18 protein-coding genes and 1 tRNA gene are annotated in these 22,037 nt (G+C 63.8%); 4 read left to right on the top strand and 15 right to left on the bottom strand.

Annotation, left to right across the window (positions count from 1 at the left end; all coding sequences use genetic code 11):
- Positions 1-289: 289 nt before the first annotated feature.
- Entirely contained in the window at positions 290-880 is a 591-nt protein-coding gene (locus tag AKI39_RS19445) for a LuxR C-terminal-related transcriptional regulator (protein ID WP_158515191.1), read from the top strand.
- A 9-nt stretch (positions 881-889) separates the two neighbouring features.
- Here AKI39_RS19445 and AKI39_RS19450 read toward each other — a convergent pair whose 3' ends face one another.
- The 3 genes from AKI39_RS19450 to AKI39_RS19460 all read right to left on the bottom strand — a co-directional run bounded on the left by AKI39_RS19450 (position 890) and on the right by AKI39_RS19460 (position 4,959).
- Entirely contained in the window at positions 890-1,354 is a 465-nt protein-coding gene (locus tag AKI39_RS19450) for a type III secretion system chaperone (RefSeq protein WP_066639793.1), read from the bottom strand.
- A 105-nt stretch (positions 1,355-1,459) separates the two neighbouring features.
- Positions 1,460-3,658, bottom strand: coding sequence for an AAA family ATPase (locus tag AKI39_RS19455; protein ID WP_066639796.1), 2,199 nt, complete (start codon positions 3,656-3,658; stop codon positions 1,460-1,462).
- Between the two features lie 407 nt (positions 3,659-4,065).
- Entirely contained in the window at positions 4,066-4,959 is an 894-nt protein-coding gene (locus AKI39_RS19460; protein WP_066639798.1) for a LysR family transcriptional regulator, read from the bottom strand.
- A gap of 198 nt (positions 4,960-5,157) precedes the next feature.
- On the opposite strand from AKI39_RS19460, the gene AKI39_RS19465 reads away from it, so the two are divergent.
- Both AKI39_RS19465 and AKI39_RS19470 read left to right on the top strand, forming a co-directional pair.
- Positions 5,158-6,456: an MFS transporter gene (locus tag AKI39_RS19465; protein WP_066639807.1), complete on the top strand. Its 1,299-nt coding sequence runs from the start codon at positions 5,158-5,160 to the stop codon at positions 6,454-6,456.
- A complete protein-coding gene (locus tag AKI39_RS19470) occupies positions 6,443-7,423 on the top strand; it encodes an amidohydrolase family protein (protein WP_066639809.1) in 981 nt (326 codons plus the stop codon). The genes AKI39_RS19465 and AKI39_RS19470 overlap by 14 nt, the downstream gene beginning before the upstream one ends.
- Before the next feature lie 21 nt (positions 7,424-7,444).
- Here the strand turns inward: AKI39_RS19470 and AKI39_RS19475 are convergent, their stop codons facing one another.
- The 7 genes from AKI39_RS19475 to AKI39_RS19505 all read right to left on the bottom strand — a co-directional run bounded on the left by AKI39_RS19475 (position 7,445) and on the right by AKI39_RS19505 (position 15,199).
- A complete protein-coding gene (locus tag AKI39_RS19475; RefSeq protein ID WP_066639811.1) occupies positions 7,445-8,239 on the bottom strand; it encodes an ABC transporter ATP-binding protein in 795 nt (264 codons plus the stop codon).
- Positions 8,240-8,252: 13 nt separating this feature from the next.
- The gene (locus AKI39_RS19480) at positions 8,253-9,113 is read right to left on the bottom strand and encodes an ABC transporter ATP-binding protein (protein ID WP_066639813.1); all 861 of its coding nucleotides are present in this window, start codon (positions 9,111-9,113) and stop codon (positions 8,253-8,255) included.
- A gap of 4 nt (positions 9,114-9,117) precedes the next feature.
- Positions 9,118-9,942, bottom strand: a complete 825-nt coding sequence (locus AKI39_RS19485; RefSeq protein WP_066639816.1) for an ABC transporter permease — start codon at positions 9,940-9,942, stop codon at positions 9,118-9,120.
- A gap of 2 nt (positions 9,943-9,944) precedes the next feature.
- Positions 9,945-10,913, bottom strand: coding sequence for an ABC transporter permease (locus AKI39_RS19490; RefSeq protein ID WP_066639819.1), 969 nt, complete (start codon positions 10,911-10,913; stop codon positions 9,945-9,947).
- Complete coding sequence (locus tag AKI39_RS19495) at positions 10,913-12,304, bottom strand: MmgE/PrpD family protein (RefSeq protein ID WP_066639822.1); 1,392 nt, start codon at positions 12,302-12,304, stop codon at positions 10,913-10,915. The genes AKI39_RS19490 and AKI39_RS19495 overlap by 1 nt, the downstream gene beginning before the upstream one ends.
- The gene (locus tag AKI39_RS19500; RefSeq protein ID WP_066639825.1) at positions 12,289-13,899 is read right to left on the bottom strand and encodes an ABC transporter substrate-binding protein; all 1,611 of its coding nucleotides are present in this window, start codon (positions 13,897-13,899) and stop codon (positions 12,289-12,291) included. The genes AKI39_RS19495 and AKI39_RS19500 overlap by 16 nt, the downstream gene beginning before the upstream one ends.
- Before the next feature lie 61 nt (positions 13,900-13,960).
- Positions 13,961-15,199 carry a methylaspartate ammonia-lyase gene (locus tag AKI39_RS19505; protein WP_066639827.1) on the bottom strand — a complete coding sequence of 413 codons (1,239 nt, stop codon included), beginning with the start codon at positions 15,197-15,199 and terminating at the stop codon, positions 13,961-13,963.
- A 436-nt stretch (positions 15,200-15,635) separates the two neighbouring features.
- On the opposite strand from AKI39_RS19505, the gene AKI39_RS19510 reads away from it, so the two are divergent.
- On the top strand, positions 15,636-16,730 hold the full coding sequence (locus tag AKI39_RS19510; RefSeq protein ID WP_066639829.1) for a hypothetical protein: 1,095 nt from the start codon (positions 15,636-15,638) through the stop codon (positions 16,728-16,730).
- Between the two features lie 167 nt (positions 16,731-16,897).
- On the opposite strand, the gene AKI39_RS19515 is transcribed toward AKI39_RS19510, so the two are convergent.
- From AKI39_RS19515 to AKI39_RS19535, 5 genes are all read right to left on the bottom strand, one after another.
- Positions 16,898-16,973 (bottom strand) — tRNA-Lys (locus AKI39_RS19515).
- Between the two features lie 54 nt (positions 16,974-17,027).
- Entirely contained in the window at positions 17,028-17,828 is an 801-nt protein-coding gene (locus AKI39_RS19520; RefSeq protein WP_066639831.1) for a MetQ/NlpA family ABC transporter substrate-binding protein, read from the bottom strand.
- A gap of 24 nt (positions 17,829-17,852) precedes the next feature.
- Positions 17,853-18,509 carry a methionine ABC transporter permease gene (locus tag AKI39_RS19525; protein WP_066639833.1) on the bottom strand — a complete coding sequence of 219 codons (657 nt, stop codon included), beginning with the start codon at positions 18,507-18,509 and terminating at the stop codon, positions 17,853-17,855.
- Positions 18,463-19,554, bottom strand: coding sequence for a methionine ABC transporter ATP-binding protein (locus AKI39_RS19530; RefSeq protein ID WP_066639836.1), 1,092 nt, complete (start codon positions 19,552-19,554; stop codon positions 18,463-18,465). Before AKI39_RS19530 ends, AKI39_RS19525 begins: the two co-directional genes overlap by 47 nt.
- Positions 19,555-19,686: 132 nt before the next feature.
- A complete protein-coding gene (locus tag AKI39_RS19535) occupies positions 19,687-21,909 on the bottom strand; it encodes a glycoside hydrolase family 31 protein (RefSeq protein WP_066639839.1) in 2,223 nt (740 codons plus the stop codon).
- Between the last annotated feature and the right edge of the window lie 128 nt (positions 21,910-22,037).

Below are 22,037 nucleotides of genomic sequence, written 5' to 3' on the forward strand. Positions count from 1 at the left end.
GGAAGGCAAGCCGACCCAGCATAGCCTTGCATTATCCCGGGCGCGCCGCTTCTTTTTTTGACCGCGTAAAGCACCCATTGTTTTAACGAAGCTTCCACCGGTCAGGAGCGAAACTTATGGATACCGTACGGACGCTACCCGCTACCCGTATCCGAACGCGCGCGCCGCAAAGGTGTGTCCCTCTTCTGCTGTTCCGTGTCGCACCGACAGGGGCCGCGCTTTACGAAAGCGCTTACCGTAAATGATTCGAGTCATACTTGCCGACGACCACCCCGTAGTACTTCTCGGCATGAAGAATGCCCTGGAAGCATCCGCAGACATACGCGTTGTCGCCATGGCGGATTCTCCGGACAGCCTGTTTTCCTGCCTGTCCAAAAATCCCTGCGATGTGCTGGTGACGGACTTCTCCATGCCGGGATCTCAGCAGCCGGACGGGCTGGCCATGCTGCTCCAGTTGAAGGTCAAGTTTCCCGATGTGCGTATCGTCGTCCTTACGAAGATGGCGTCTCCCGCGTTGATGTCGCCTATCCTGCAGGCCGGCGCGCTGGCCTTGGTGGAGAAGAGCGCCGCCGTCCGGGAAATCGCGACAGCGGTGCAGCGCGCGGCGAGCCGACGCACCTACGTCACGGAGAACGTGCAACGTGAATTCGCCGCGCTGGGTGTGCCCCGGACGCAGGTGGCCGAACCGGCGCAATTGTCCCCCCGGGAGATGGAAGTTGTCCGGCTGTTCGCGCACGGGCATAGCAATAACCAGATCGCGGAGATCCTGGGCGTAAGCGCAAAGACGACCAGCCGGCAAAAGATGGACGCCATGCGCAAACTTGCCGCGCGCAATGACGCTGAACTGTATGCCCATGCGCGGGACATGGGGCTGGTATAGCCCCTGCGCTTAGGCGCGCAAGCCGCTTCCGGGCGGCGTTGCCTTGGCACTCACGCTGCTGGGCGGGGGTACTGCGTGTCCTACCGTGGCGAGTTTCTCCCGCCACGTCAAGGACACATCCACCATGCTTTCCACCGCGCGGCGCAATTGGCTCACCGTGGCATCCGCGAGTTCCAGGCGACGCGTTAGAAGGATTTCGCCATTGCGGTCATCCAGCGACAAGGCGGCGCCTTCCGTTTCGTGGCCGAAGGCGTTGGCAACCAGCATGTCGCGGTACAGCGTGAGCTGCTGCTCCGTTTCGACGGGCTCCTGCCCCAGGACGGTATAGGCATGCAGCATATCCTGCGGATCGTCATGCTCTAGTGTGACGGTGACGTCCTTATCGAATATCAAATCGATGGTTCCGGATTCACCCAAGGTGAGCGGGACGCCGCTTTCCTCTCCGAACAGCGCGATCAGCTTATGCGCGTCCATGTGAGTCTCCGTCGGGCGATACCATATTCATGAAAAACCTCGGCATATCATGGGACCGGTCAGTGACAATGCTCGGGGTATGGTTCCGGGATGCCCAGCGGACGCTCAGTCCGTTTCGAGAAAGGGCACCGTATACTCGCTCGCGAGCCGCGGCAGTGTGATGTCCGGCGTATCTTCCCTCTCGCACACCGCGCGTGCCGCCAGCAGATCCCGAATCAGCAGGGGCGGCTCTTCTTCGATATCGTCAGGGCATTGACGGACCATCTGCTCGGCGTAGAGCGGAACGCCGCGCGCCTTTTCGACGATACGCCGGCGCACTTTGCTGGACAGGCGCTTGTCCTTGCCGCGGAAGCTGACCAATTGAACCATGGCATCACGGCGCAGCGGGGGCATGGTGATGGTTTCATCGATGGGAACGCTGAGATTCATGCCGCGTCCACAGAGCAGGATCATGACCGAATCCCGCCGGCGATGCTGAAGCATTGCGCTGAGCAAGCTACGGGTCGCGGCGTCCGCCCACTGCGTGTCGTCGACCAGGACAAGCAAAGGCTGGCCGGGCGCGTCACCGTCGAGCAGCAGATTCGAAAGGGGCGCGATAAGTGCATTCACATCGGGTTCAGCGGCCGCGGTGGCGCTGGCGGCGCCGCGCGGGCCGACGAAGTAATCCACCAGCATCGCGCTGGTCGCCTTGTCCAGGCCGATCCGATAGCCCATGGATTCGATGGCACGGGCATAGCCGAGTTCCGCATCGTCCGTGCCGCGCGTGCCCACGCCATCCTGTACCGCCAGGCGAGAGAGAAAATATTCGTGGAAAGGGTGCAGCGCGATTTGCCGGTTTTCCTGGTCGCATCGCAGGAACGTCACGGCTCCCCCACCGCGCCGCACGTATTCCGCGAATACCTGGGCCAACAGGGACTTCCCTATCCCCTGTTCGCCACGCAGATACATCAAATGCGGCCGTTCGTTCTTGCGCAGACTGTTCCAACGGCGGACAAGGATATCGAACTCCGTGGTCCTGCCAAACATCCGGTGTACGGTAATGGCCTGCGACTGCCCTTCCAGCACGCCGACGTGCAAGCCGTAGCGTTCGTCGGATCGCACCATGAAACGATCGCTCAAGCGCGCCTGGGCGGAATCGGTCAGCAAGGTTTCACCCGACTCGGCCAGATAAGCCAGGCGCAATGCCCTTTGCCCCACCAGCATCATGGGCAGCGTCCCGTTGTCCGCGGGAACCCGGGCCAGTTCCGCGTGTATGCCCATGCCCAGCGACACATGAGGGGAGATTCCGCAACGCCGGATATAGCATGCCAGCCGCGCGGCCGATTCCGTCGGGCGCTCGTTCAACGTGGGATATCCGAACAGAATCGCGAGATTGCCATCCGCCCCCAGGCAGACGCGGCGCCCGGCCGCCTGCGCCAGACGCACCAGGCGTTGCCGTGCGGCCTGGACACGATCGATGGTTTCCTCTCCGGGCATGCCGTCGCCGTCGTGTCCGATCGCCACGGCCAGCACGGCCAGGGGACGCGCGTCATCGTTGGCGGACGACGCCGCCTGTACGGCACGGTCGTTCGACGTGGAGACATCCAATAGCGACCGCGTTTCCAGCGACGGCGTCGTGCCATAGTATTCGCCCATGACGGCGACGCAATGCTCGTAGGCCTTCATCGCCGATTCGCGGCGGCCCGTATCGCGCAGCATCCGGATCAGGTCGCGATGCGCGTGTTCGTCGCCGGGATGGACCTGCACCCACTGCCGTGCGCTGGCGAGGGCCTCCTGGATTTTTTCTGCCGCGCACAACTGGGCGATGTAAGCCTGCCGGCATTGAGAGACTTCTTGCGACAGCCGCGACTGCCAGCTCATGCGCCATGCGGACAGCGCCGCGTTGACCGGCGTGACCATGTGTTCGAGCAGGTCGCCCCGGTCATGGGCAAGGCGCTCTTCCAGGGACAGTCGCGCGTAGGGACCGATCCCGCACAAGGCCAGCACGTCCACGGTCACCAGGTCCTGGTCCAGTGACAGCATGCTCGATGTGGAGATGATCGCTTTTTCCATGGGGCCGAGCACATGCCGCAGCACGCACAGAGCATGGCGAAGATTCGCCCGGGCGCCGGACGCGCAGTTCGGCCACAGGAGCTCCGCCAAAGCCGCCCGCGATTGCTTCTTGTCCAAGGACAGCGCCAGCATTGCGAGCAGCAGTTTGGGTTTGCCATAAGCGATCAGTGGCGTTTTATCCACGCCGTCGACGATCAGCTGGAATTCACCGAGCAGGCAGATTCGAACGGGCCGATTCAGAATTTGAGACATAGGAGTCCAGGTCGGCCGAATGCGTCGATCGACCATACGCGTAAGGTTGGCGGCGCCATCCGGGCACCGAGGGCAGAGGGGTCAGGGTGATACCCACGGCGACGTCCGGGCGTGCGGACGCGCGGAATCGTGATTGTTGGCGTGCGACAAACGGGCCAACGTGGTCACCGAGGTAACGGGCGGTCGCCTTGCGGAGACCTGGATCGTGGCGCCCCACGCATGGAATCAGCGTGGATTGCCGGTCAGTCGCCCCGACACCTTAATGTGTCGAAGTCTAGGCAACATGCCACGCGGGAAAAATAGGAAATTTCTGAGCCCCGCATTTAGGGAAAGTTACCGTTCTACAGGTACACCGCGCACGATGGCGGCATATGCGGGGCCGCGGCGCCGGCCAGGGCCTGCGTGCGTCAGGGTGTGCCGTAACGCTTGTGCCAGAGTTCGATGAAGGACTCCGCGGCGGGGGACAGCGAATGCTCGGCGCGCCGGATCAGGCTGACATCGCGCGTGACGATCGGCGATTCCAGCCTGCGCGCCACCAGATCGGGATGCGGAAAAGATCCTAACAGAATTCCCGGAAATATCGCCACTCCCAAGCCTGCCTGTGCCATCGACAGCCCTGTCGTCATGTACGAAACCTCGTACTGCACCGATTTTCGCGCGCCCAGTGTGAATAGGGCCTCGTCGATCAATCCGCGGATGCCGCTGTTGGCCTTGACGGCAATCCACGGATACGACAAGGCATCTTCCCAGGTGACCCTTCGCTTGCGCGCGAGCCGGGAATCTTTGCGGCAGATCGCGCACAGAGCATCCCGGACCAGGCACTGGGACGTCAGTCCTTCCGCACTTTCACTGACGGTCCCGATGCTGAACTCGACATCGCCCGCCAAGGTGGGCGCGGTCAACCGGTCAGGCGCGGCGTCATCGACCGATATCTCGATGTTCGGATAGAGCAAACGGTATTCGGCCAAAAGTGCGGGCACAAAGCTGCTGGCGATCGACGGTGTGGCCGCGAAGCGCAGATGGCCACGCTGCCGGCCCGTGAGCTCCTTGACGCTGGACTTCAACGTATCCAGGTCGCGCAGCATGCGCTCTACCGTCGGCAGGATTTCCTGCGCCGCCACGGTCGGCCGCAGCGATCGCGATGTCCGATCGAACAAACGCATGCCCAAGGCTTCCTCGAGCTGGCGGATCAAGACGCTGACGGCGGGCTGGGTCACGAACATTTCCTCGGCCGCGCGTGTCAGTACGCCGTACCGGCATGCCAGGGTAAACGCATGCAGTTGCTTGAGGGTGGGATTCATAAAGTGACTTTATGGAGTCATTGATTTTATTCGGTTGTTTTCATGACTATAGCGCTCTACATTTCGTCGTCAATAAAGACTCAACAAAGACATCAGGCCCAGGCGCGGCAGACGCCGGCGTGCAGTTTGCCGGCGCCGCGGCAGGACGTGGCGGCCCGCGGCGCGATGCCGCCGGGGCCGTGGAACAAGGGGACATCCATGCAGACAGGCGATCCAGGCGGCAACTGGCGGGGCGCGGTGGCGTCCACGCTGGGCAATGTGTTGGAATGGTATGACTTCGTGGTATTCGGCTTTTTGTCGATCATCATCGCGAAGCAGTTTTTCCCGAGCGACAGCGAATATGCCGCCTTGATGCTGACCACCGCGACCTTCGGCGCGGGGTTTATCGTGCGGCCCCTGGGCGGTATCGTGCTGGGCTGGTATGCCGACCGGAAAGGCCGCAAGGCGGGGCTTACCCTGGTCATCGCGATGATGACCGTGGCTGCGGCGATGATCGCCTTCACGCCCAGTTTTCAGCAGATAGGCTTGCTGGCACCGGCCATCGTCCTGTGCGCGCGGCTGCTGCAAGGCATATCCGCGGGCGGCGAATTCAGCACCGCCACGGCAATGCTGATCGAATACGCGCCCCGCGGCCGGAGCAACTTCTACGGCAGCTGGCAGATGTTCGCACAGGCGCTCGGTGCCTTGCTCGCGGTGGCCATGGGCAGCGCCCTCACGCATGTCTTCACCCCCGAGGCGCTGAACGACTGGGCCTGGCGGATCCCCTTCCTGTTCGGCCTGCTGATCGGGCCGGTGGGGTTCTACATCCGGCGCAACCTGCCGGAGACCGAGGCGTTCCAGAAGCTGGACAAGCGGATCAAGGTACCTGTGCGGGACGTGTTCTCGCAGTATCCCCGCGCCTTGTTCATCGCAACGGGACTGGGGGCGGCGCTTAATGTGATGGGCTATGTGCTCATCATTTACTTGCCGATCTACGCGGTGCAGAACCTGCATATGCCCGTGACGCTGCCGTTCAACGTGCTGCTTGCCAGCATCCTGCTGCGCGTGCTGACGATTCCGCTATTCGGCCTGCTCGCCGACCGTATCGGCGGACGCCGGATGATCGTCGCCACACTGGTGCTGTTCCTGATCGTGCTGTATCCGGCGTACTACTGGATCATCCAGGCCCCGTCCATGCTGTCCATCATGACGGTAGAACTGGTTTTCGCCCTGTTGATCGGCGCGTCGACCAGCCCGATACCGACCGTGAGCGCCACCCTGTTTCCGACAGAGGTACGCTCCACGGGACTGGCGATTTCCTACAACATCGCGGCGTCCGTCTTCGGCGGATTTTCTCCCTTCGTGCTGACGTGGCTGCTGCACACAACGGGAGATTCCCTGATGCCCGCCCACTATTGCGCGATCTTCTTCGCCTTGGGCTTGTGGGGCGCCATCATCATCCGCGAAAAGGATGCGCGCGGAATCTCTTACCAGGAGGCAACACATGCCGGTCATTGATGTACACACCCATGCCTTTACCCACAAGTGGCTGGAACTGATCAAGCAGAAAGGGGGTGTCTACAACATCCAGACCCGCCCGGACGGGCAGCAGGAGATCTTCCGTGGCAATACGCCGGTCGTGATTCCGCAGAAAGGCCATTTCGACTATGAGCTGCGCATCAAGCACATGGATGAAACGGGCATCGATATCTCGGTGGTCTCGCTGACCTGCCCCAATGTGTATTGGGGCGATGAAGCCATCAGCCTGCAGGCCGCGCGCGAGTCCAACGATACGATGGCACGGGCGCAGGCGGACTATCCCGGCCGCATCCGCTGGTTTGCTTCCCTGCCCTGGCAGTACCCGCGGGCGGCGGTCGAAGAACTGAAGCGCAGTTGCGACAACGGCGCCGTCGGTGTCATGGTCCTGGCCAATATCGACGGCCGCAGCCTGACCGACCCCATGTTCGCTCCCATCTGGGCGGAGATCGACCGGCGCGCCCTGCCCGTGCTGGTGCACCCGACCGATCCCCCCAGCGCGGAACTGATGGACATGACCCAGTTCGACTTGAGCTGGTCCGTGGGCTTCATGTTCGATACGACGCTGGCCATCACGCGGATGATCTTCAACGGGTTCTTCGACCTGTACCCGAATCTGAAAATCATCGCATCGCATGCCGGCGGCACGCTGCCCTACCTGGCGGGGCGCTTCGAGAAAGGCGACGAAGTGGAAATCCCGCAGCGGCGCAAGATGCAGCGCAAGCCCATCGACTACCTGCGCCATATCTATTACGACTGCATCTGCTACAGCCCCAAGACGCTGGAATTCCTGGTGTCGGTCGTGGGCGCGGATCGTGTGATGTTCGGCACCGATTGGCCGCACCAGGTGCACGACACCAAGGGAGCATTCGCCAACACGGCCGCCCTGCCGGCGGCACAGTGCGATGCGGTGCGCGGCGGCAATGCGCTGAAGGTGTTCGGCCTGTAGGCGACGCCCGCGGGGAGCCGCTCAGGCCAGTTCCGGCACCGCGGCGACCAGCCGCTGCGTATAGGGATGGCGCGGCCGCGTCAGTACCTCGTCCGCGGGGCCGCTTTCCACCAACGCACCCTGGCACATGACCGCAACGCGGTCCGCGAACGCCCGCGCGATGGAAATGTCGTGCGTGATCATCAGATACGCGACGCCATGGTCGCGCTGGATGTCCAGCATCAGGTTCAGCACCTGGCCGCGGATGGAGACGTCGGCGCCCGACAGCGGCTCGTCGGCGATGATCAGCTTGGGGTCCAGCGCCAGCGATCGTGCAATCGAGACGCGCTGGCGCTGGCCGCCGCTGAGCTCGTGGGAATAGCGGTCCATAAACGATGCCGCGGGCTGCAGGCCGACGCCTTGCAGGAGCTCGATGCAACGCGCCTGCTTGTCGCCCCGGTATTTCCACAAGGCCTGTGCCAGCAGTTCGCGCACCGGCCGGCGCGGATTGAGCGACGCGGTGGGATCCTGGAATATGGGCTGCATGCCGGTACGCAACGCGCGGAACTCCCGCGGCGCCAGGGTGGTCAGGTCGCGTCCATCGAAGATGATGCGGCCGCTGTCCGGGGCCAGCAGGCCCAGGGCCATGCGGCCCAGCGTGGATTTGCCGGAACCGCTTTCGCCCACCAGGGCCACGATTTCCCCGGCGCCCACGGTCAGGCTCAGCGATTTGACGGCCTGCTGCGAGCGTCCGCCGGTGTGGAAGGTCTTGCTGACGCCGTCCAGCACCAGGAGCGCGGCGGAATCGGCGCCGGTATGCGCGGAATGGTCGGGCATGGTGAATGAGGCCTCAGTACGTGGAAGTCGAATATTCGCCTTCGATGGTCTCGAAGCGGCCTTCGCTGTTGCGCGCCGCCTTGGCCGCCTTGATCAGACCGGCCGTGTAGGGATGCGAAGGCAGCGCGAACACCGAACGTGTTTCGCCGGACTCGACGATACGGCTGCGGAACATGACATAGACCCGCTCGCATTCCTCCCACACGACGCCCAGGTCGTGGCTGATGAACAGGATGGCCATGTTCAGTTCGCGCCGCAGATCGCGCAGCAGGGCCAGGATCTCGGCCTGCGTGGTCACGTCCAGCGCGGTGGTCGGTTCGTCGGCGATCAGCAGCTTGGGCCGGCAGCCTAGCGCGATGGCCAGCAGGACGCGCTGCCGCATGCCGCCCGACAGCTCGTGCGGATAGGACTTGCGAACGGATGCCGGCAGGCGCACCAGGGCCAGCAGTTCCTCGACGCGCGCGGTGACGTCGCGCGCCGCGGGATCGTGACGCCGCACGCTTTCCGCGATCTGCATGCCGACACGGCGTACAGGGTTCAGGAAACTGAGGGGATCCTGGAACACCATGGCGATCGGGTGGCCGCGCAGGCGCTCCCACTGCCGCGGCGTGAGCCGCGTTACGTCCTGTCCTTCGATCAGGATACGGCCCCCCTTGATACGGCCGATATTCTCGGGCAGCAGGCCCAGCATTGCGCGGGCGAAGGTGGACTTGCCCGAACCGGATTCGCCCACCAGCGCGACCGACTCGCCCGGCCCGACCACGATACTGGCATCCTGCACGGCCAGCGTGGTTGCATCGCGCGTACGGTACTCGATGCACAAGGCATCGGTTTGCAGCAGCGAGACGGCCCTGTCGGCGGCGTGGGGGTTCATCGGTTCATCTCCTGTTGCGCGGGTTGAAGACCGCCCCTACCGCATCACCGAATACATTGAAGGCCAGCACGGTCAGGAAAATCGCGATGCCGGGAAAAAACGACAGCCACCAGGCGTTGAACAGCATGCGTTGGCCGCTATTGAGCATGCGGCCCCAGCTGACCAGTTCCGCGCTGGTCAGCCCCAGGAAGCTGAGCGCGGCCTCCAGCAGGATGGCCTGTCCGACAATCAACGTGCCGACCGCCAGCACAGGCGCCACGGCGTTCGGTATGACTTCGCCGAACAGCACCTTGTGTTCGGGAATGCCCATGCAGCGGACCGCATCGACGAACTCGAGCTGCTTGACGCGCATGACTTCGCCGCGCATCACGCGCGCCACCTGGGGCCAGGACAACAGGCCGACGATGGCGACGATTTGCGGCAGGCCAGGCCCCGACATGGCGACGATGACCGCGGCCAGGATGAAGCTGGGCACCACCTGAAAGAACTCGGCCACGCGCATGATGAAGGTATCGAGCCAGCCGCCGTAGAAACCCGACACCGCGCCGATCAGCACGCCCAGCACGGTAGCGACCAGGGCGGCAAAAAAGCCCACGGTCAGCGAAATACGGATGCCGTAGAGCACGCCGGCCAGCACGCTACGCCCGAGATCGTCCGTGCCCATGAGGTATCGCGCCGAGGGCGGCAGCAGCGCGTCGTTGCTGAGGGTATGGGGGTCCAGTCCAGGCACCAGGCCGACCAGAACGCCCGCCATGGCCAGCGCCGCGATGAACGCGAAGGCGATCAGACCGCTGCGCTGGGACGCGATATCGGAGAGGAATTTGCGCATGATCAGCGATGCGTCCGCACGCGCGGATCGAGAAAGGCATACAACAGGTCCGTCAGGAGATTGACGAGGACCACGGATACCGCCGTGACCAGGAAGATGCCCTGGAGCACGGGATAATCGCGATTGGCGATCGATGTAATGAACAGGTTGCCCATGCCAGGCCAGGCGAATACCGTTTCGACCAGGATAGCGCCGGTGAGCGACTGGCCGAAGTTGTAGCCGATGACGGTCACCACCGGGATCATCGCATTGGGCAATACGTGATGCCACAGGATGTAGCGCTTGGACAGGCCCTTGGCCTTGGCGGTCAGGACGTAATCGTGATGCAGCGCCTCGATCACGCTGGCGCGCGCCACGCGGGCCACCACGGCGAGGTAATAGATGGTCACGCTGAGCGCGGGCAGCACCAGATGCCACGCGACATCCAGCCACGCGCCGAAGCCCTGCGCGCTGGCGCGCATGTTGCGCATTCCGCTGACCGGCAGCCAGCCAAGCTGGATGGCGAACACGATGACCAGCATCTGTCCCAGCCAGAAAATCGGTACCGAATAGCCGAACAGGCTGATCGCGGTCAGCGCGCCGTCCTGCACGCTGCCGGCGCGCGGAGCGGCGGCGACGCCCAGCATGACGCCCAGCACCGCCGCCATGAACAGCGCGGGCAGCATCAACAACAGCGTGGGCCCGAGTCGCGCGATGATCAGGTCGAGCACCGGCATGCGATTGGCGAAGGAAAATCCCAGATCGCCGCGCGCCAGATGCTGCAGGTACAGCCCCAGCTGGGTGAGCAGCGGCTGGTCCAGGCCGAAATCGGCCCGCATTTTTTCGGCGTAGCCCGCTGGAACCGGGAAGTCGCCCAGCAGCGCGTGCAAGGGATCGCCCGGCACCATGTGCACGATCAGGAAATTCAGGATCAGGATGCACAGAACGATGGCGATCCCCCAGCCCAGCCGGGAAAGGACATAGCCACGCATCAGGCCTGCTCCCCGCCCGGCGCGAGCAGGCCCGCCACGGCCGCGAAATCAGCGGCGGTTTCCAGGGCGAGCACCGCGTCGATGAAGGCATCGGCCGGCGACACGCCCAGCACGGGCTCCAGCAACAGCCGCGCCTTGGCGACGGTTTCCTGTGCGGTCAATGGATTCTCGGGCGCGCCCTTGGCGTGCGGAACATCGAGCACGCGGCGTTCGCCGTCGGCGAACACGATTTCCAGCGAAGGATAATCCGCCGGGGTCAGCACGCGGTCCGCGTGGATCTCGGTCAGGGCCATGAGGCGCCGGATTTCGGCGTCGTCCGTGCGCAGCGGCTGGAACTGGTCCAAGGTACAGCGGCCGCTCTGCGCTGCCACCGCCAGGCAGTACGGCGCGCTGAACTGCGCTTCCAGCAGATTACGGATATCCGTGCGGCTGAATTGCCGCTGCGTCTGTGCATTGCCATGGACGATCATGGACCGGATGGCCGTGCTGTCGCCGCCGCGCTCGCGCATGATCCGCAGCGCGGCGTCCACCGCCGAATGGAGGGTGCGGCAACAGGCGTGTGGCTTGATCCCGGAACGCAGGATGTGAAAGTCATGGCCCAGCTCCGCGACGGCGCGCTCAGGCGTGGCGTGCCCGGCGGCGTAGGTCGGGTAGAAGCCGCCCCATGGCGCTTCCAGTATCTGGCCGGGGCCGGTCAGGCCCGACTGCGCCAGCAAGGCCGCGCTGACGCCGGTTTCAGCGGCCTTGCCAGGGTGGAAACGCTTGACCAGGGCGCCGTCGGCCAGGAAGGCCCACACTCCGCCGGTGAACGTGCCCGCGATACCCAGAGCATGGGTGTACAGGTCCGTCGGCAGATTGAGCAACCGAGCCGCGGCCGCGGCCGCGCCAAAGCTGCCGCAGGTTCCCGTGGAATGCCAGCCTCGCTCATTGTGCGGGCGATAGCCGCCCGCGCCATCGAGCAGCCGCGAGGCCAGATCGTATCCGGCCACCACCGCGACGATGATGTCGCGGCCGCTTACCGGGCGCCCCTGCGCGAGCGCCCATACCGCGGGCACCACGACGGCACCCGAATGGCCGCAACCACCGAAGTCGTCCAGCTCCAGGGCATGCGCCGCGGTACCGTTCACCAGTGCGGCGGCCGCCGGCGCGGCCTTGTCCGTGCGTCCCCACAAGGCGACGTCCCCCGCGCCGCTGCCCGCCGCGGCCCCCGCCGCAACGGCATCGACGACCTCCGTGCGGCCGCCCGCGACACCGGCGGCTACGGTATCCAGGAAGAAGAATTTGGCTGCGCGAACAACGTCCGGCGGCAGGTCCTCGTATGTGGCCGCTGCCCAGTATCCCGCCAGGCGCGCGCTGAGCGTCGCTACCGCACCGCCTAGTTGCTCAGCCACACGCTACCCCACCATTGTTGGTTGGCGGCCTGCCACAGCCCATGCAGGCGCGTGCTGGCGACGGCGTACTGGGGCTGTTGGTGCAGATTCAATACAGGCATATCGCGCGCCAGGATCTGCTGGATCTGGGCGTAGATGCGCTTGCGTTCGGCCTGATCATGCGCGTCGCGGCCCTGGTCGAACAGTTTGTCGATCTCGGGGTTGGAATATTGGGACGCGTTGTTGAAGGTGGTGCCCTTGTGGATGGCGCTGCTGACATAGGTGCGGGCGATGCCCAGCGCCGGGTCGCCCAGCGTCGTGTAGGTCTGCAGGGTCGCGTCGAAATCGTAGTCGGAATAGACGCGCTTCAGGATGACCGGGCGTTCCGCGCCTTGCAATTCGACCTTTACGCCGACAGCTTCCCAGAAGCGCTGCAGCGCCTGGGCGGCCTGCTGGAATTCGGGCTTGCCGGTTTCGAACAGCAGACGGATCACGAAGCGCTTGCCGTCGGGTCCCGGCTTGGCGCCGGCATCATCCAGCATCTTCGCGGCCCGGGCGGGATCGTAGGGAAACAGCTTGTCGTAGTCGACGGCGGGATCGTAGGCCCACAACCGCGTGTCGAACGCGCTCTTGGGAATACCACCCAGGCCGAAGAATACCTTCTCGTGGAGGAACTTGCGGTCCATGGCCACGTACAGCGCCTGGCGTACTTCCGGCTTGGCAAGCTCTGGGCGCGTGGTGTTCAGGATGACGATGTCGCTGCCCGGGTAGCTGACCTCCTGCGCGGAGAACTGCTTCGGCTGGCTCAGCACCATCTGGACCGAGCTGAGCGGCATATAGTCCGGCACGATGTAATCGACCTCGCCGGCACGCAGCGCCAGGATGCGCGACGATGTGTCGGGCATCGTCTTGACGATCAACCGGTCCAGGAAAGGCTCGCCCTTGTCCTTGCGCCAGTAGTCGTCATTGCGCACGAGTTCGACGTGATCGCCGCGCACCCATTCCTTGAACTTGAAGGGGCCATTGCCTACCGGGTTGGTCAGCACGGCGGGATTCTTCAGGATGTCGGTGCCGCGCAGCAGGTGGGCCGGCATGATGGCGGCGTTCTGCTCGCAGGCCAGCGAAAACAGGAAGGGGCCGAACGGCTTTTTCAGGTGGATGACCACGCTGTCCCGCGCCGGCGTGTCGATGCTGTCGATGAAACGCCCGGCGGCTTCAAAGCGGGGGCCGTACTTGCTGCTGATCTCCAGCAGCGTGAATTTGACGTCGTCGGACGTGACCGCCTGGCCGTCGTGCCACTTGGCGTTTTCCAGCTGGAACGTGTAGGTCAGGCCATCCGGAGACACCTGCCAGGACTTGGCCAGGCTGGGCACGATCTCGAAGCCCTGCTTGAAACGCACCAGTGCGTCGTAGACCTGGCAGGCAACGGCGACGTCCGGCACGGAGCTGGTGGTGTCCGGACTCAAGCTGAGCGGATCGGTGCCCAGCACCATGATGGCCGTGCCGCCGCGCACGGGTTTTTCTTCGGCGGCGTGGGCGGGCGCGGCCGCCATCATCCCGCTGAAGGCAAGCGCGAACACGCTCACGCCGGCCTTGGACAATACCTTGGACCTCATCGGTTTCCCCTTGTGTCGTTGTCTATGCCCACGTGCCGGCCTGTGCGGCCGGCCACGGGATTCAGCCCGCCGTCCGTCCGATCAAGGCGATCGTGCGCAACATTTCGTTGGTGAGAATCATGACACCTTCATCGGCGCCAATGCCAGGCTTCGATAGCATGAAGTCCGGGCCGGTGGCCAGGCCCACCTGCGCGCAGATGCGCGCGGAAAGGTCGGTTTCGTTCGCTGTCCCGCCCAGGCAGCAGCCCACGCCATGGGACTTGCAGTACAAGACCGCTTCGATGCTGTTGTTGATGCCACCCAGGTCGGGTGTCTTGATCTGGATGTAGTCGACCGCCTGCGTATCGACGAAAAGGCGCACGTCCTCCAGGGTATTGCACCATTCGTCGGCGATCACGCCGATCTTGATGCCGCGCGCCTTCAGGCCCGCGCGCAGACGCGCGAACAGGTCGATCTGTCCTTGCTGGCTGTCCGCAATGACAGGCGTCTCGATGAGGAAATCAAAGGGCTCGACCGCCGCCTTCACGCGGCCCAGGAAGTCGCACAGGGCGTCCATGTCGTCGCCGAACAGGTCGCCGAGCGTGCCGTACACGTCCAGGTGTATACGTGGCTTGTAGCCGGGCGCGCCGATAGCCTTGATGCGATCCGCTACTTCCTTGGCATAGGCCAGCATGACGCTGCCGCCCGGCCCGAGATCCGGAGCGGTGGTGAACGAACCATGCGGCATCATCGCGACCTTCTTGATGATCATGCGGTCCAGCTGCAGCATGTCCCCCCGATGGCAGGATGCCAGGATATCGACGGGTTCGGTTCGTATGGTGGAACCGTATTCCCGGCTGACCATTTCGGCGATGGTGCAACGCCCTGCCACGGCCGCCGCCGCGAGCAAGGCCTGGGTGATGCCATAGCGCAAGGCGGTATGCAGGCGCTTGCCGTCGAACTGCATGCGGTCGATTTCTTCCGCCGCGGCGCGGAAGGCGCCGATATCGCGGCCCACCAGCCAATCGCGCACGCGCGACTCCAGCAGGGGCATATGTTCGGCGGGCACGAACAGCGGATCGCGCCCTGCAAGCCCGGAGAAAATCACATCCGCGCATTCCCCGGTGGCCACGGACCCGTCTTCCAGGACCAGCATGACCGAAACGATGTAGCCGGCCTGCACGATCTCGGTATAGCCCGGCGTGATGGGCTTGCCGTCGTATACGGTCCCGTTGGGCTTGGCGCCGGCCTTCACCGCGGCCAGGTCCTTGTTGAAATAGCCGGATCGGCCGACCGCGTAGACGACATCCTTGATCTTCATTGCTGCTCCTGGTTTTTCTTGGTTAGCAAGCGGTCCGGCACGGGGGGCGGGACAAATTTGGCGGCTATTTTAACGGTTGGCAACCGTTTGTCCCGGCCTGCGGGAGGGTTAGGGACATCCCTTCCACGAGGCCTCAGGCGGCTTCGGTGCCTGCCGCGCACGGCAGGCGATTCGCCCATGGGAACAAGATTCCCCCATCGCCACGGTTTGCCGCCTGCCGCTAGAGAAATAGCCCGACGTGGCGCCGGCCGCGATGGCGCTTGTTTACGGACCACGAAGGGACACAGAAGATTACGCCGCACGCGATGGCGAGCGGGGTAGGCTGATGCGGACTATTTATTCGATTATCGCCATCGGGGTGCGTGAATATCCCCATGCTGCCGGCCATACCAGGCCAGTCCTGCCACCGCCCCATGCACGAACCCGGAGAACATGAATGGCAAGCGTCAACTTACTGTACGGCGCCCATAACGGGACAAATTCCAATCCTTACTATCTTGGGAAAATGCCATTGATACCGCCGGTCGACCAGCCCGGCCCTTACGCGGGTGCCATCAAGGAAACCCTGGACCCAGATCACCGCACGCTGGACATCCGTGGGAGCACTTTGCTCACCGCGGCGATGATCTATGACCAAAAAAACACGGCTGTGAGCTTCGTCTTGCAGCAATATGCCATAGAAGTGGGAGGATCCCTGACGCAGATCGGCGAAGACCTGACGCAGCTGCTGACGCATTACCGCGACACTCACTCCGTGGATAACTGGATAGCCTGCAGCGCGGACCACGTCTATGTGGCGGACATGTTCTGCATTTACATCTATGCGTACGGCACAAATGGCCTGACCTATAAAGGCACTTTTTCGCTCGCATCCACGAGTAGCAGCATATGGGGGTTGAAATTGGACCCCAGCGGACAGTATCTGTGTCTAAAACTGTGCGGCGATCCCTATTCGATCCTCGCATGCCACATGCATGGAGACCAACTCGAGCCCCTCGGCCAGTGCTTTACCCAGGGCAACGCCCAGATAGCGGATTACGCGTTCAGCCCGGACGGATCGAGGATGTACGTCTCGGCATACCAAGGCATAGGCTGGGCCGACTTCAAGAATGGCGGATTTACACCCAACACCATAACGACGGATTTTTGGCCGAGCACCGTCACCAACCAGGCCCTCGGCTTGGCCATATCTTCCAGTGGCAAATATCTGTATGTTTCCGACGTTTTTCCGGACGACGGCTCGGACGGAGAGCCCGTGATCCATATTCAAAGTTTCAGCCTGGATCCCACCACCGGAGCACCGACCTATCTGGGACAATCCGACCCGCTCGGCAACGACGGCAGCGCGTGGAGCACCATAATATTGGCCCCCGACGACACGCATATATATGCAGCCGGTACCGGACTCTATTTATATACCTATCAAGTCGAAAAAGACGGTCGTGCGTCCACACAGCCGTATGAGCCGACCTCGCTGAGTGTGGCGGCGGGCAATATCGTGCAGATGAAAATCGTTCCCGTTGAAGCGTAGTGAGGGAGCGGTAACGCCGCCTGCCGACAGGACGATACAGAGGGGGTTTAGGGCCGTCGTGTTGACGAGGCCCTGGCGCCCTGCGCACGTCTTCGAGGCAGTGGGGACGGGACGCAAAAAAAACGCAGCCGGCTAGGGCTGCGCTGATTTGCTACTGCAGTATTCATTGGTGGGTCGTGCGCGACTCGAACGCGCGACCAACGGATTAAAAGTCCGCTGCTCTACCAACTGAGCTAACGACCCAACCGAAGCCCGCGATTATGGCCTATGACCTACCACTTGTCAAAGCGGCAGCGATCACCAGGCTGCGATCACGGCGCCGTGGTATTTCGTCAGGATGAACTCCTTGACCGCCGGCGAATGATACGCGGCAACCAGCTTGGCGAATTCGGGACGGTCCTTGTCCTTTTCACGCACGGCCAGCACGTTGGCATAGGGCGAATCGGGCGCCTCCTGGGCGATGGCATCGCGCTTGGGGTCCAGGCCGGCCTGCATGGCGAAATTGGTGTTGATCGCCGAGGCATCGGTGTCGTCCAGCGATCGCGGCAACTGCGCCGCATCGAGTTCGATGAAGCGCAGCTTGCGGGGATTTTCCGCGATGTCCAGCGGCGTGGCCTTCAGCCCCACGCCCGCCTTCAGCTTGATCAGGCCCTGGCTTTGCAGCAGCAGCAAGGCGCGGCCGCCGTTGGTGGGGTCGTTGGGAATGCCGATGCGCGCGCCCTCCTTCAAGGCATCCAGGCTCTTCACCTTCTTGCTGTAGATGCCGATGGGGAAGATCACCGTCTTGGCGATGCTGACCAGCTTGTAGCCGCGGTCCGCGTTCGCATTGTCCAGGTAAGGCTGGTGCTGGTAGCTGTTGGCGTCGAGGTCGCCCGCCGCAAGGGCCACGTTCGGCTGCACGTAGTCGGCAAACTCCACGATTTGGATCGCCAGGCCCTGCTTGACGGCTTCCGCTTTGACGACTTCCATGATTTCCGCATGCGGGCCACCGGTCACGCCGACCTTCAACGGCTTGCCTTGCGCGAACGCGAGGGACGTGGCCGCCAGGCCCGCTGCGAGGCCCAGCGCGGCAAATGCTTTGATGACATTGAACTTCATGATTGCGCGTCCTTTGACTGCGGTTTAACGATGCGACATGCGCCGGACGGCCCAGTCGCCAAGGCTTTGCATGACTTGCACCAGCACGATCAGCACGACGACCACCGCCGTCATGACTTCCGACTGGAAGCGTTGATATCCGTACCGGATGGCCAGATCTCCCAGCCCCCCGCCACCGATGACGCCGGCCATCGCGGAATAGCCGATGAGGCTGACGAAGGTGACCATGACGCCCGCGACCAGGCCCGGCAGGGCCTCCGGCAGCAGCACCTTGGCGATGATCTGCGCGGGAGATGCGCCCATCGCGCGCGCCGCCGTGATCAAGCCAGGGTCGACCTCGCGCAGCGCGTTTTCGGCGATGCGCGCCATGAAGGGAATGGCGGCGACCGACAAGGGCACAATGGCTGCCGCCGTGCCGATGGAGGTCTGGGCAACCAGGCGGGTGAACGGGATGATGTAGACCATCAGGATGATGAAGGGCAGCGACCGCGTGGCATTGACGATGGCCGCCAGCACGCGATTCAGGCCGAGGCGCGGCAGCATCGCGCCGCGGCCGGTCACGACCAGCACGACGCCTATCGGTATGCCCGCCAGCACGGCGATGCAGCCGGAAACCCCGACCATCAATAACGTTTCAAGCAGCGAAGTGGCGAGGGCGTCGATCAGTTGTTGCGGGTTCATGGGCTAGCTCTTGCACGGCGACGGCACGCGTCGCCAGGTCGGTCGACGCCTGGTCCAGCGATTGCGGCGCACCTTGGACAAGGACGAAGGCCGTACCCACGGCGATGCCCTGCACGTCCTCGATGCGCGCCTGGATCAGGCTGACGTCCAATGAAAAATGACGGGACAAATGGGAGATCAGTTCGCCAGCGCCCTGGCTCCCGCCCAGGGACAGGCGCAACAGGCGGACCGCCGTATCGGGCCGCGCCTCGACCGCCTCGCGCATGCGTCCTTGCAAGGCTTGCAGCGTGGCGTCGGTAAGGTCGCTGGAGGTCGCCGCCGACACCATGGACTTGGTGACCTCATGGCGCGGCGTGGCGAATATCTCGGCGGCACTGCCCATTTCGACGATTTGCCCTTCCGACAGCACGGCGACGCGGTCGCAGACTTCACGCACCACTTCCATCTGGTGGGTGATCATCACCACCGTCACGCCAGTCTGGCGGTTGATGTCGCGCAGCAGCGTCAGGATAGTGTGCGTGGTCTCCGGGTCCAGCGCGGAAGTGGCTTCGTCGCTGAGGAGGACGTCGGGTTCGTTGGCCAGGGCGCGGGCGATGCCGACGCGCTGCTTCTGGCCACCGCTGATCTGGGCGGGATAGCGATTGTGCAGGTGTTCCAGCCCGACCAGCTTCAGCAGCCGCTCGACGCGGGCCGGAATTTCGTCGCGCGGCACGCCGGCGATTTCCAGCGGCAGGGCCACGTTGCCGTACACGGTACGGCGCGAGAGCAAATTGAAGCCCTGGAACACCATGCCGATGCGGCGCCGCTGTTGCCGCAGCTGTTCTTCGGGCAGGCCGGTCAGGCATTGATCGCCGATGGCGATGGTGCCCTGGTCCGGCCGCTCCAGCAGGTTGATGCACTGGACGAGCGTGCTTTTGCCGGCCCCGCTGGGGCCGATGATGCCGAAGACTTCACCTTGCGCGACGTGCAGGGTGATGCCGCGCAGGGCTTCGAATCGGCCATGCGGCGTCGCATAGGTCTTGTGGAGGTTCTTGATATGAATCATGGCGCGACGACATTGTGAACGAGCACGATAGCTGGAAGAACGACTGTTTCGTGCCGGCTTTATAACTTTTAATTATAAATCGCGCGCGAAGCCGCCCTGCCGGCCCAGGCAGGGCGCGAGCGGCGAGCGGGATCAACGAGCCCGGGAAATACGGACTTCAGCCCCGCGACGCTTGACCTCCAGCCCTTCGGACGGAAGGATGCGCAGGCCTTCCAGGCCCTTGATGTAGCTGGATCCCTGCATCTGCATGACGCGGATCTTGTTGCGCATCACGACCGGATTGTGCATCGGCATGCCGAACATCCAGACTTCATCCAGGATGCGGGCGGAATTGAATTCGCCGGTGTGATGCGCGGCCGGCCCCAGGCAAAGCATATGGCCTTCGCGCCCGAAGACCGGGTACTGGCCCAGATCGCAGGTGACGGTCCAGACCGAACCGCCTTCGTAACGATGGCCGGTGTTGAGATCCCACCAGGCCTCGCCCTTGGGCAGGTAAACGCGAGCCTCATTGCCGGGCTCGACGATGGGCGCGACCAGCAGGGCTGGCCCCAGCAGGTATTGCACGTCCCACGCATGGGCGTCGGGATCGCTCGGGAAGGCCATGGCCATCGAGCGCTGCACCGGCAGGCCCGTGCGCACGGCATCCTCCACCGCGCCCAGCACGTAGGGGATCAGGCGGTAGCGCCACTGCAGCCAGGTCCGGGCATGGGCCAGGATGTCTTCACCAAAGGCCCAGGGCAGGAGTTTTTCCACGCCCTCGAAGACGAGGTTCGACGAGAACACGCCGAAGGTGAGCCAGCGCAGATACAGCTCCGGCGTCATCGCGTCCGTGGGCGCGGCGGCATTGCCAATGGCGTGCACCTGCACGGGCAGCCCGCTGGCACCGATGGACAAGGCCGTGCGCAGCGTATGCTGCAAGCCCTGCCAATCGTTGCTGACGCGCGGGCCGTTCTGCCACGGCAACCGCTGCGCGGCGGGAAAGAGATCGGTACTGGGCACCACCCCTTCCGGGGGTACCTTGTGGCCAGCCACGGCGTCGAACAGCGCACGGCGCGCGAGCAAGGGATAGATGGTGCGCAGCGCCGGACCGGATTCGCCCCCCCGCGCGGTAATGCCGTCGGGAATGGCCAGCTGGATATCGCAGGCTGGCGCGTCCAGCCCGTCTTCGATCAACTGGCGCTGGCGTTCCGCCCACAACGCATAGACGTCGCGGTTCGTCAGATCGAGCAGGCCGAAGGGCTGCCCACCCGATACGCTGTTGCCATCGAAGACCTGCGCATTGCCGTCGTCGCGGGCGAGCAGCCAGCCACGGTCTTCCAGTTCCTCGAACAGGGGCGTGTTGCGCAGGATGCCGGGAAAGCCGGGCGCGCAGACATGCACGTGATGCTTGTGGAACAGGGCAAACAATTGACGCGCGTCCGGGAAGCGGGCGCCGTCCCACTCCAGCTGCGGCTTGTCGGCCTGGAAAGCCCAGGCCGCCGGAGGCGCCAGCTGTACGGCATCCAAGGGCAGATCCTGCGCGCGCAGGCGTTCGACCAGCGCGGTCGTCTGCGTGGCCATTTCGCCTTCCGCCTGGCGCAGCCAGACGCCCATGGCCCACAGCACCGGCTGGCCGGCACGGCCCGTCAGCGCGGTGTATTGGTTCAGGATTTCGGCCGGTTCGCCGACGAACAGGAACAAGTCCAGCACCGCGTCATCCACGGTGACGATGTAGGCGCTATCGGCCGGCTCCGCGCCCAGCGCATGCTGCACGCGACGCACGGTATTGACATAGACGCCCCAGCCCGTGGGGCTCCACGCCAGCGGCAGCGCGCGGTGTTCGGGATCGTCGGAAACGACGTTTTCGTCGCGGCGATTCAGGTCGCCCGGGGTTTCGCCCAGGCCATAGATGCGGTCCGACGCGTCCAGGGCGAAGCCTACCGTCCACACGGCTTCACCAGGTTCGTCCAGTGCGTTGTGGCCAAAACCGGGCGCGTGCTCGGAGTCGTCCGAAATAAAGACCTGGCTGTCGCCCTTGAACAGGGCGATGCGCACGGGATCGGTCAGTACTTCCAGCGCGGTTTCACCCTGGACGATGCGCCAGCCGCCGCCATCACGGGGCGCGACGGAGGCTTCGCCGACGGCTTCCTGGCGCGCCAGCAGCATCTCTGCCACAGCCTTTTCACGCGTGCTGGGCTTTTCATCTCCCAGCAAATGGGGATGACCACAGCGGAGCCGGAAAACACCCGGTGCGTGGGCTTCGACCACCAGACGCAAACCGTCGCCCGTATCGAAATCGATTCGGCTAGGGCGGGCAGTTAACAACTCGATGCTTTCGAGTTGATTTGTATGCGCAAAATCGAAGTTGGGCGGCACCGAGCATCCCCCGCTTAGCCAAAAAGCACCAAAAGGCGCTATTTTGACGGATTTGCCGCCTGAAATAAACTCGGCATTAGATTTGCGACTTCTTACGCTGCGGCTTGACAGCCTGGCCTGTCAATGGG

Source organism: Bordetella sp. H567 (assembly GCF_001704295.1).
Taxonomy (GTDB): Bacteria; Pseudomonadota; Gammaproteobacteria; order Burkholderiales; family Burkholderiaceae_B; genus Bordetella_C.

Excerpts from the sequence above, each read along its gene's own strand:
- AKI39_RS19445 (WP_158515191.1), top strand. The coding sequence starts at position 290 with ATGAAGAATGCCCTGGAAGCATCCGCAGACATACGCGTTGTCGCCATG.
- AKI39_RS19450 (WP_066639793.1), bottom strand. The coding sequence starts at position 1,354 with ATGGACGCGCATAAGCTGATCGCGCTGTTCGGAGAGGAAAGCGGCGTC.
- AKI39_RS19455 (WP_066639796.1), bottom strand. The coding sequence starts at position 3,658 with ATGTCTCAAATTCTGAATCGGCCCGTTCGAATCTGCCTGCTCGGTGAA.
- AKI39_RS19460 (WP_066639798.1), bottom strand. The coding sequence starts at position 4,959 with ATGAATCCCACCCTCAAGCAACTGCATGCGTTTACCCTGGCATGCCGG.
- AKI39_RS19465 (WP_066639807.1), top strand. The coding sequence starts at position 5,158 with ATGCAGACAGGCGATCCAGGCGGCAACTGGCGGGGCGCGGTGGCGTCC.
- AKI39_RS19470 (WP_066639809.1), top strand. The coding sequence starts at position 6,443 with ATGCCGGTCATTGATGTACACACCCATGCCTTTACCCACAAGTGGCTG.
- AKI39_RS19475 (WP_066639811.1), bottom strand. The coding sequence starts at position 8,239 with ATGCCCGACCATTCCGCGCATACCGGCGCCGATTCCGCCGCGCTCCTG.
- AKI39_RS19480 (WP_066639813.1), bottom strand. The coding sequence starts at position 9,113 with ATGAACCCCCACGCCGCCGACAGGGCCGTCTCGCTGCTGCAAACCGAT.
- AKI39_RS19485 (WP_066639816.1), bottom strand. The coding sequence starts at position 9,942 with ATGCGCAAATTCCTCTCCGATATCGCGTCCCAGCGCAGCGGTCTGATC.
- AKI39_RS19490 (WP_066639819.1), bottom strand. The coding sequence starts at position 10,913 with ATGCGTGGCTATGTCCTTTCCCGGCTGGGCTGGGGGATCGCCATCGTT.
- AKI39_RS19500 (WP_066639825.1), bottom strand. The coding sequence starts at position 13,899 with ATGAGGTCCAAGGTATTGTCCAAGGCCGGCGTGAGCGTGTTCGCGCTT.
- AKI39_RS19505 (WP_066639827.1), bottom strand. The coding sequence starts at position 15,199 with ATGAAGATCAAGGATGTCGTCTACGCGGTCGGCCGATCCGGCTATTTC.
- AKI39_RS19510 (WP_066639829.1), top strand. The coding sequence starts at position 15,636 with ATGGCAAGCGTCAACTTACTGTACGGCGCCCATAACGGGACAAATTCC.
- AKI39_RS19520 (WP_066639831.1), bottom strand. The coding sequence starts at position 17,828 with ATGAAGTTCAATGTCATCAAAGCATTTGCCGCGCTGGGCCTCGCAGCG.
- AKI39_RS19525 (WP_066639833.1), bottom strand. The coding sequence starts at position 18,509 with ATGAACCCGCAACAACTGATCGACGCCCTCGCCACTTCGCTGCTTGAA.
- AKI39_RS19530 (WP_066639836.1), bottom strand. The coding sequence starts at position 19,554 with ATGATTCATATCAAGAACCTCCACAAGACCTATGCGACGCCGCATGGC.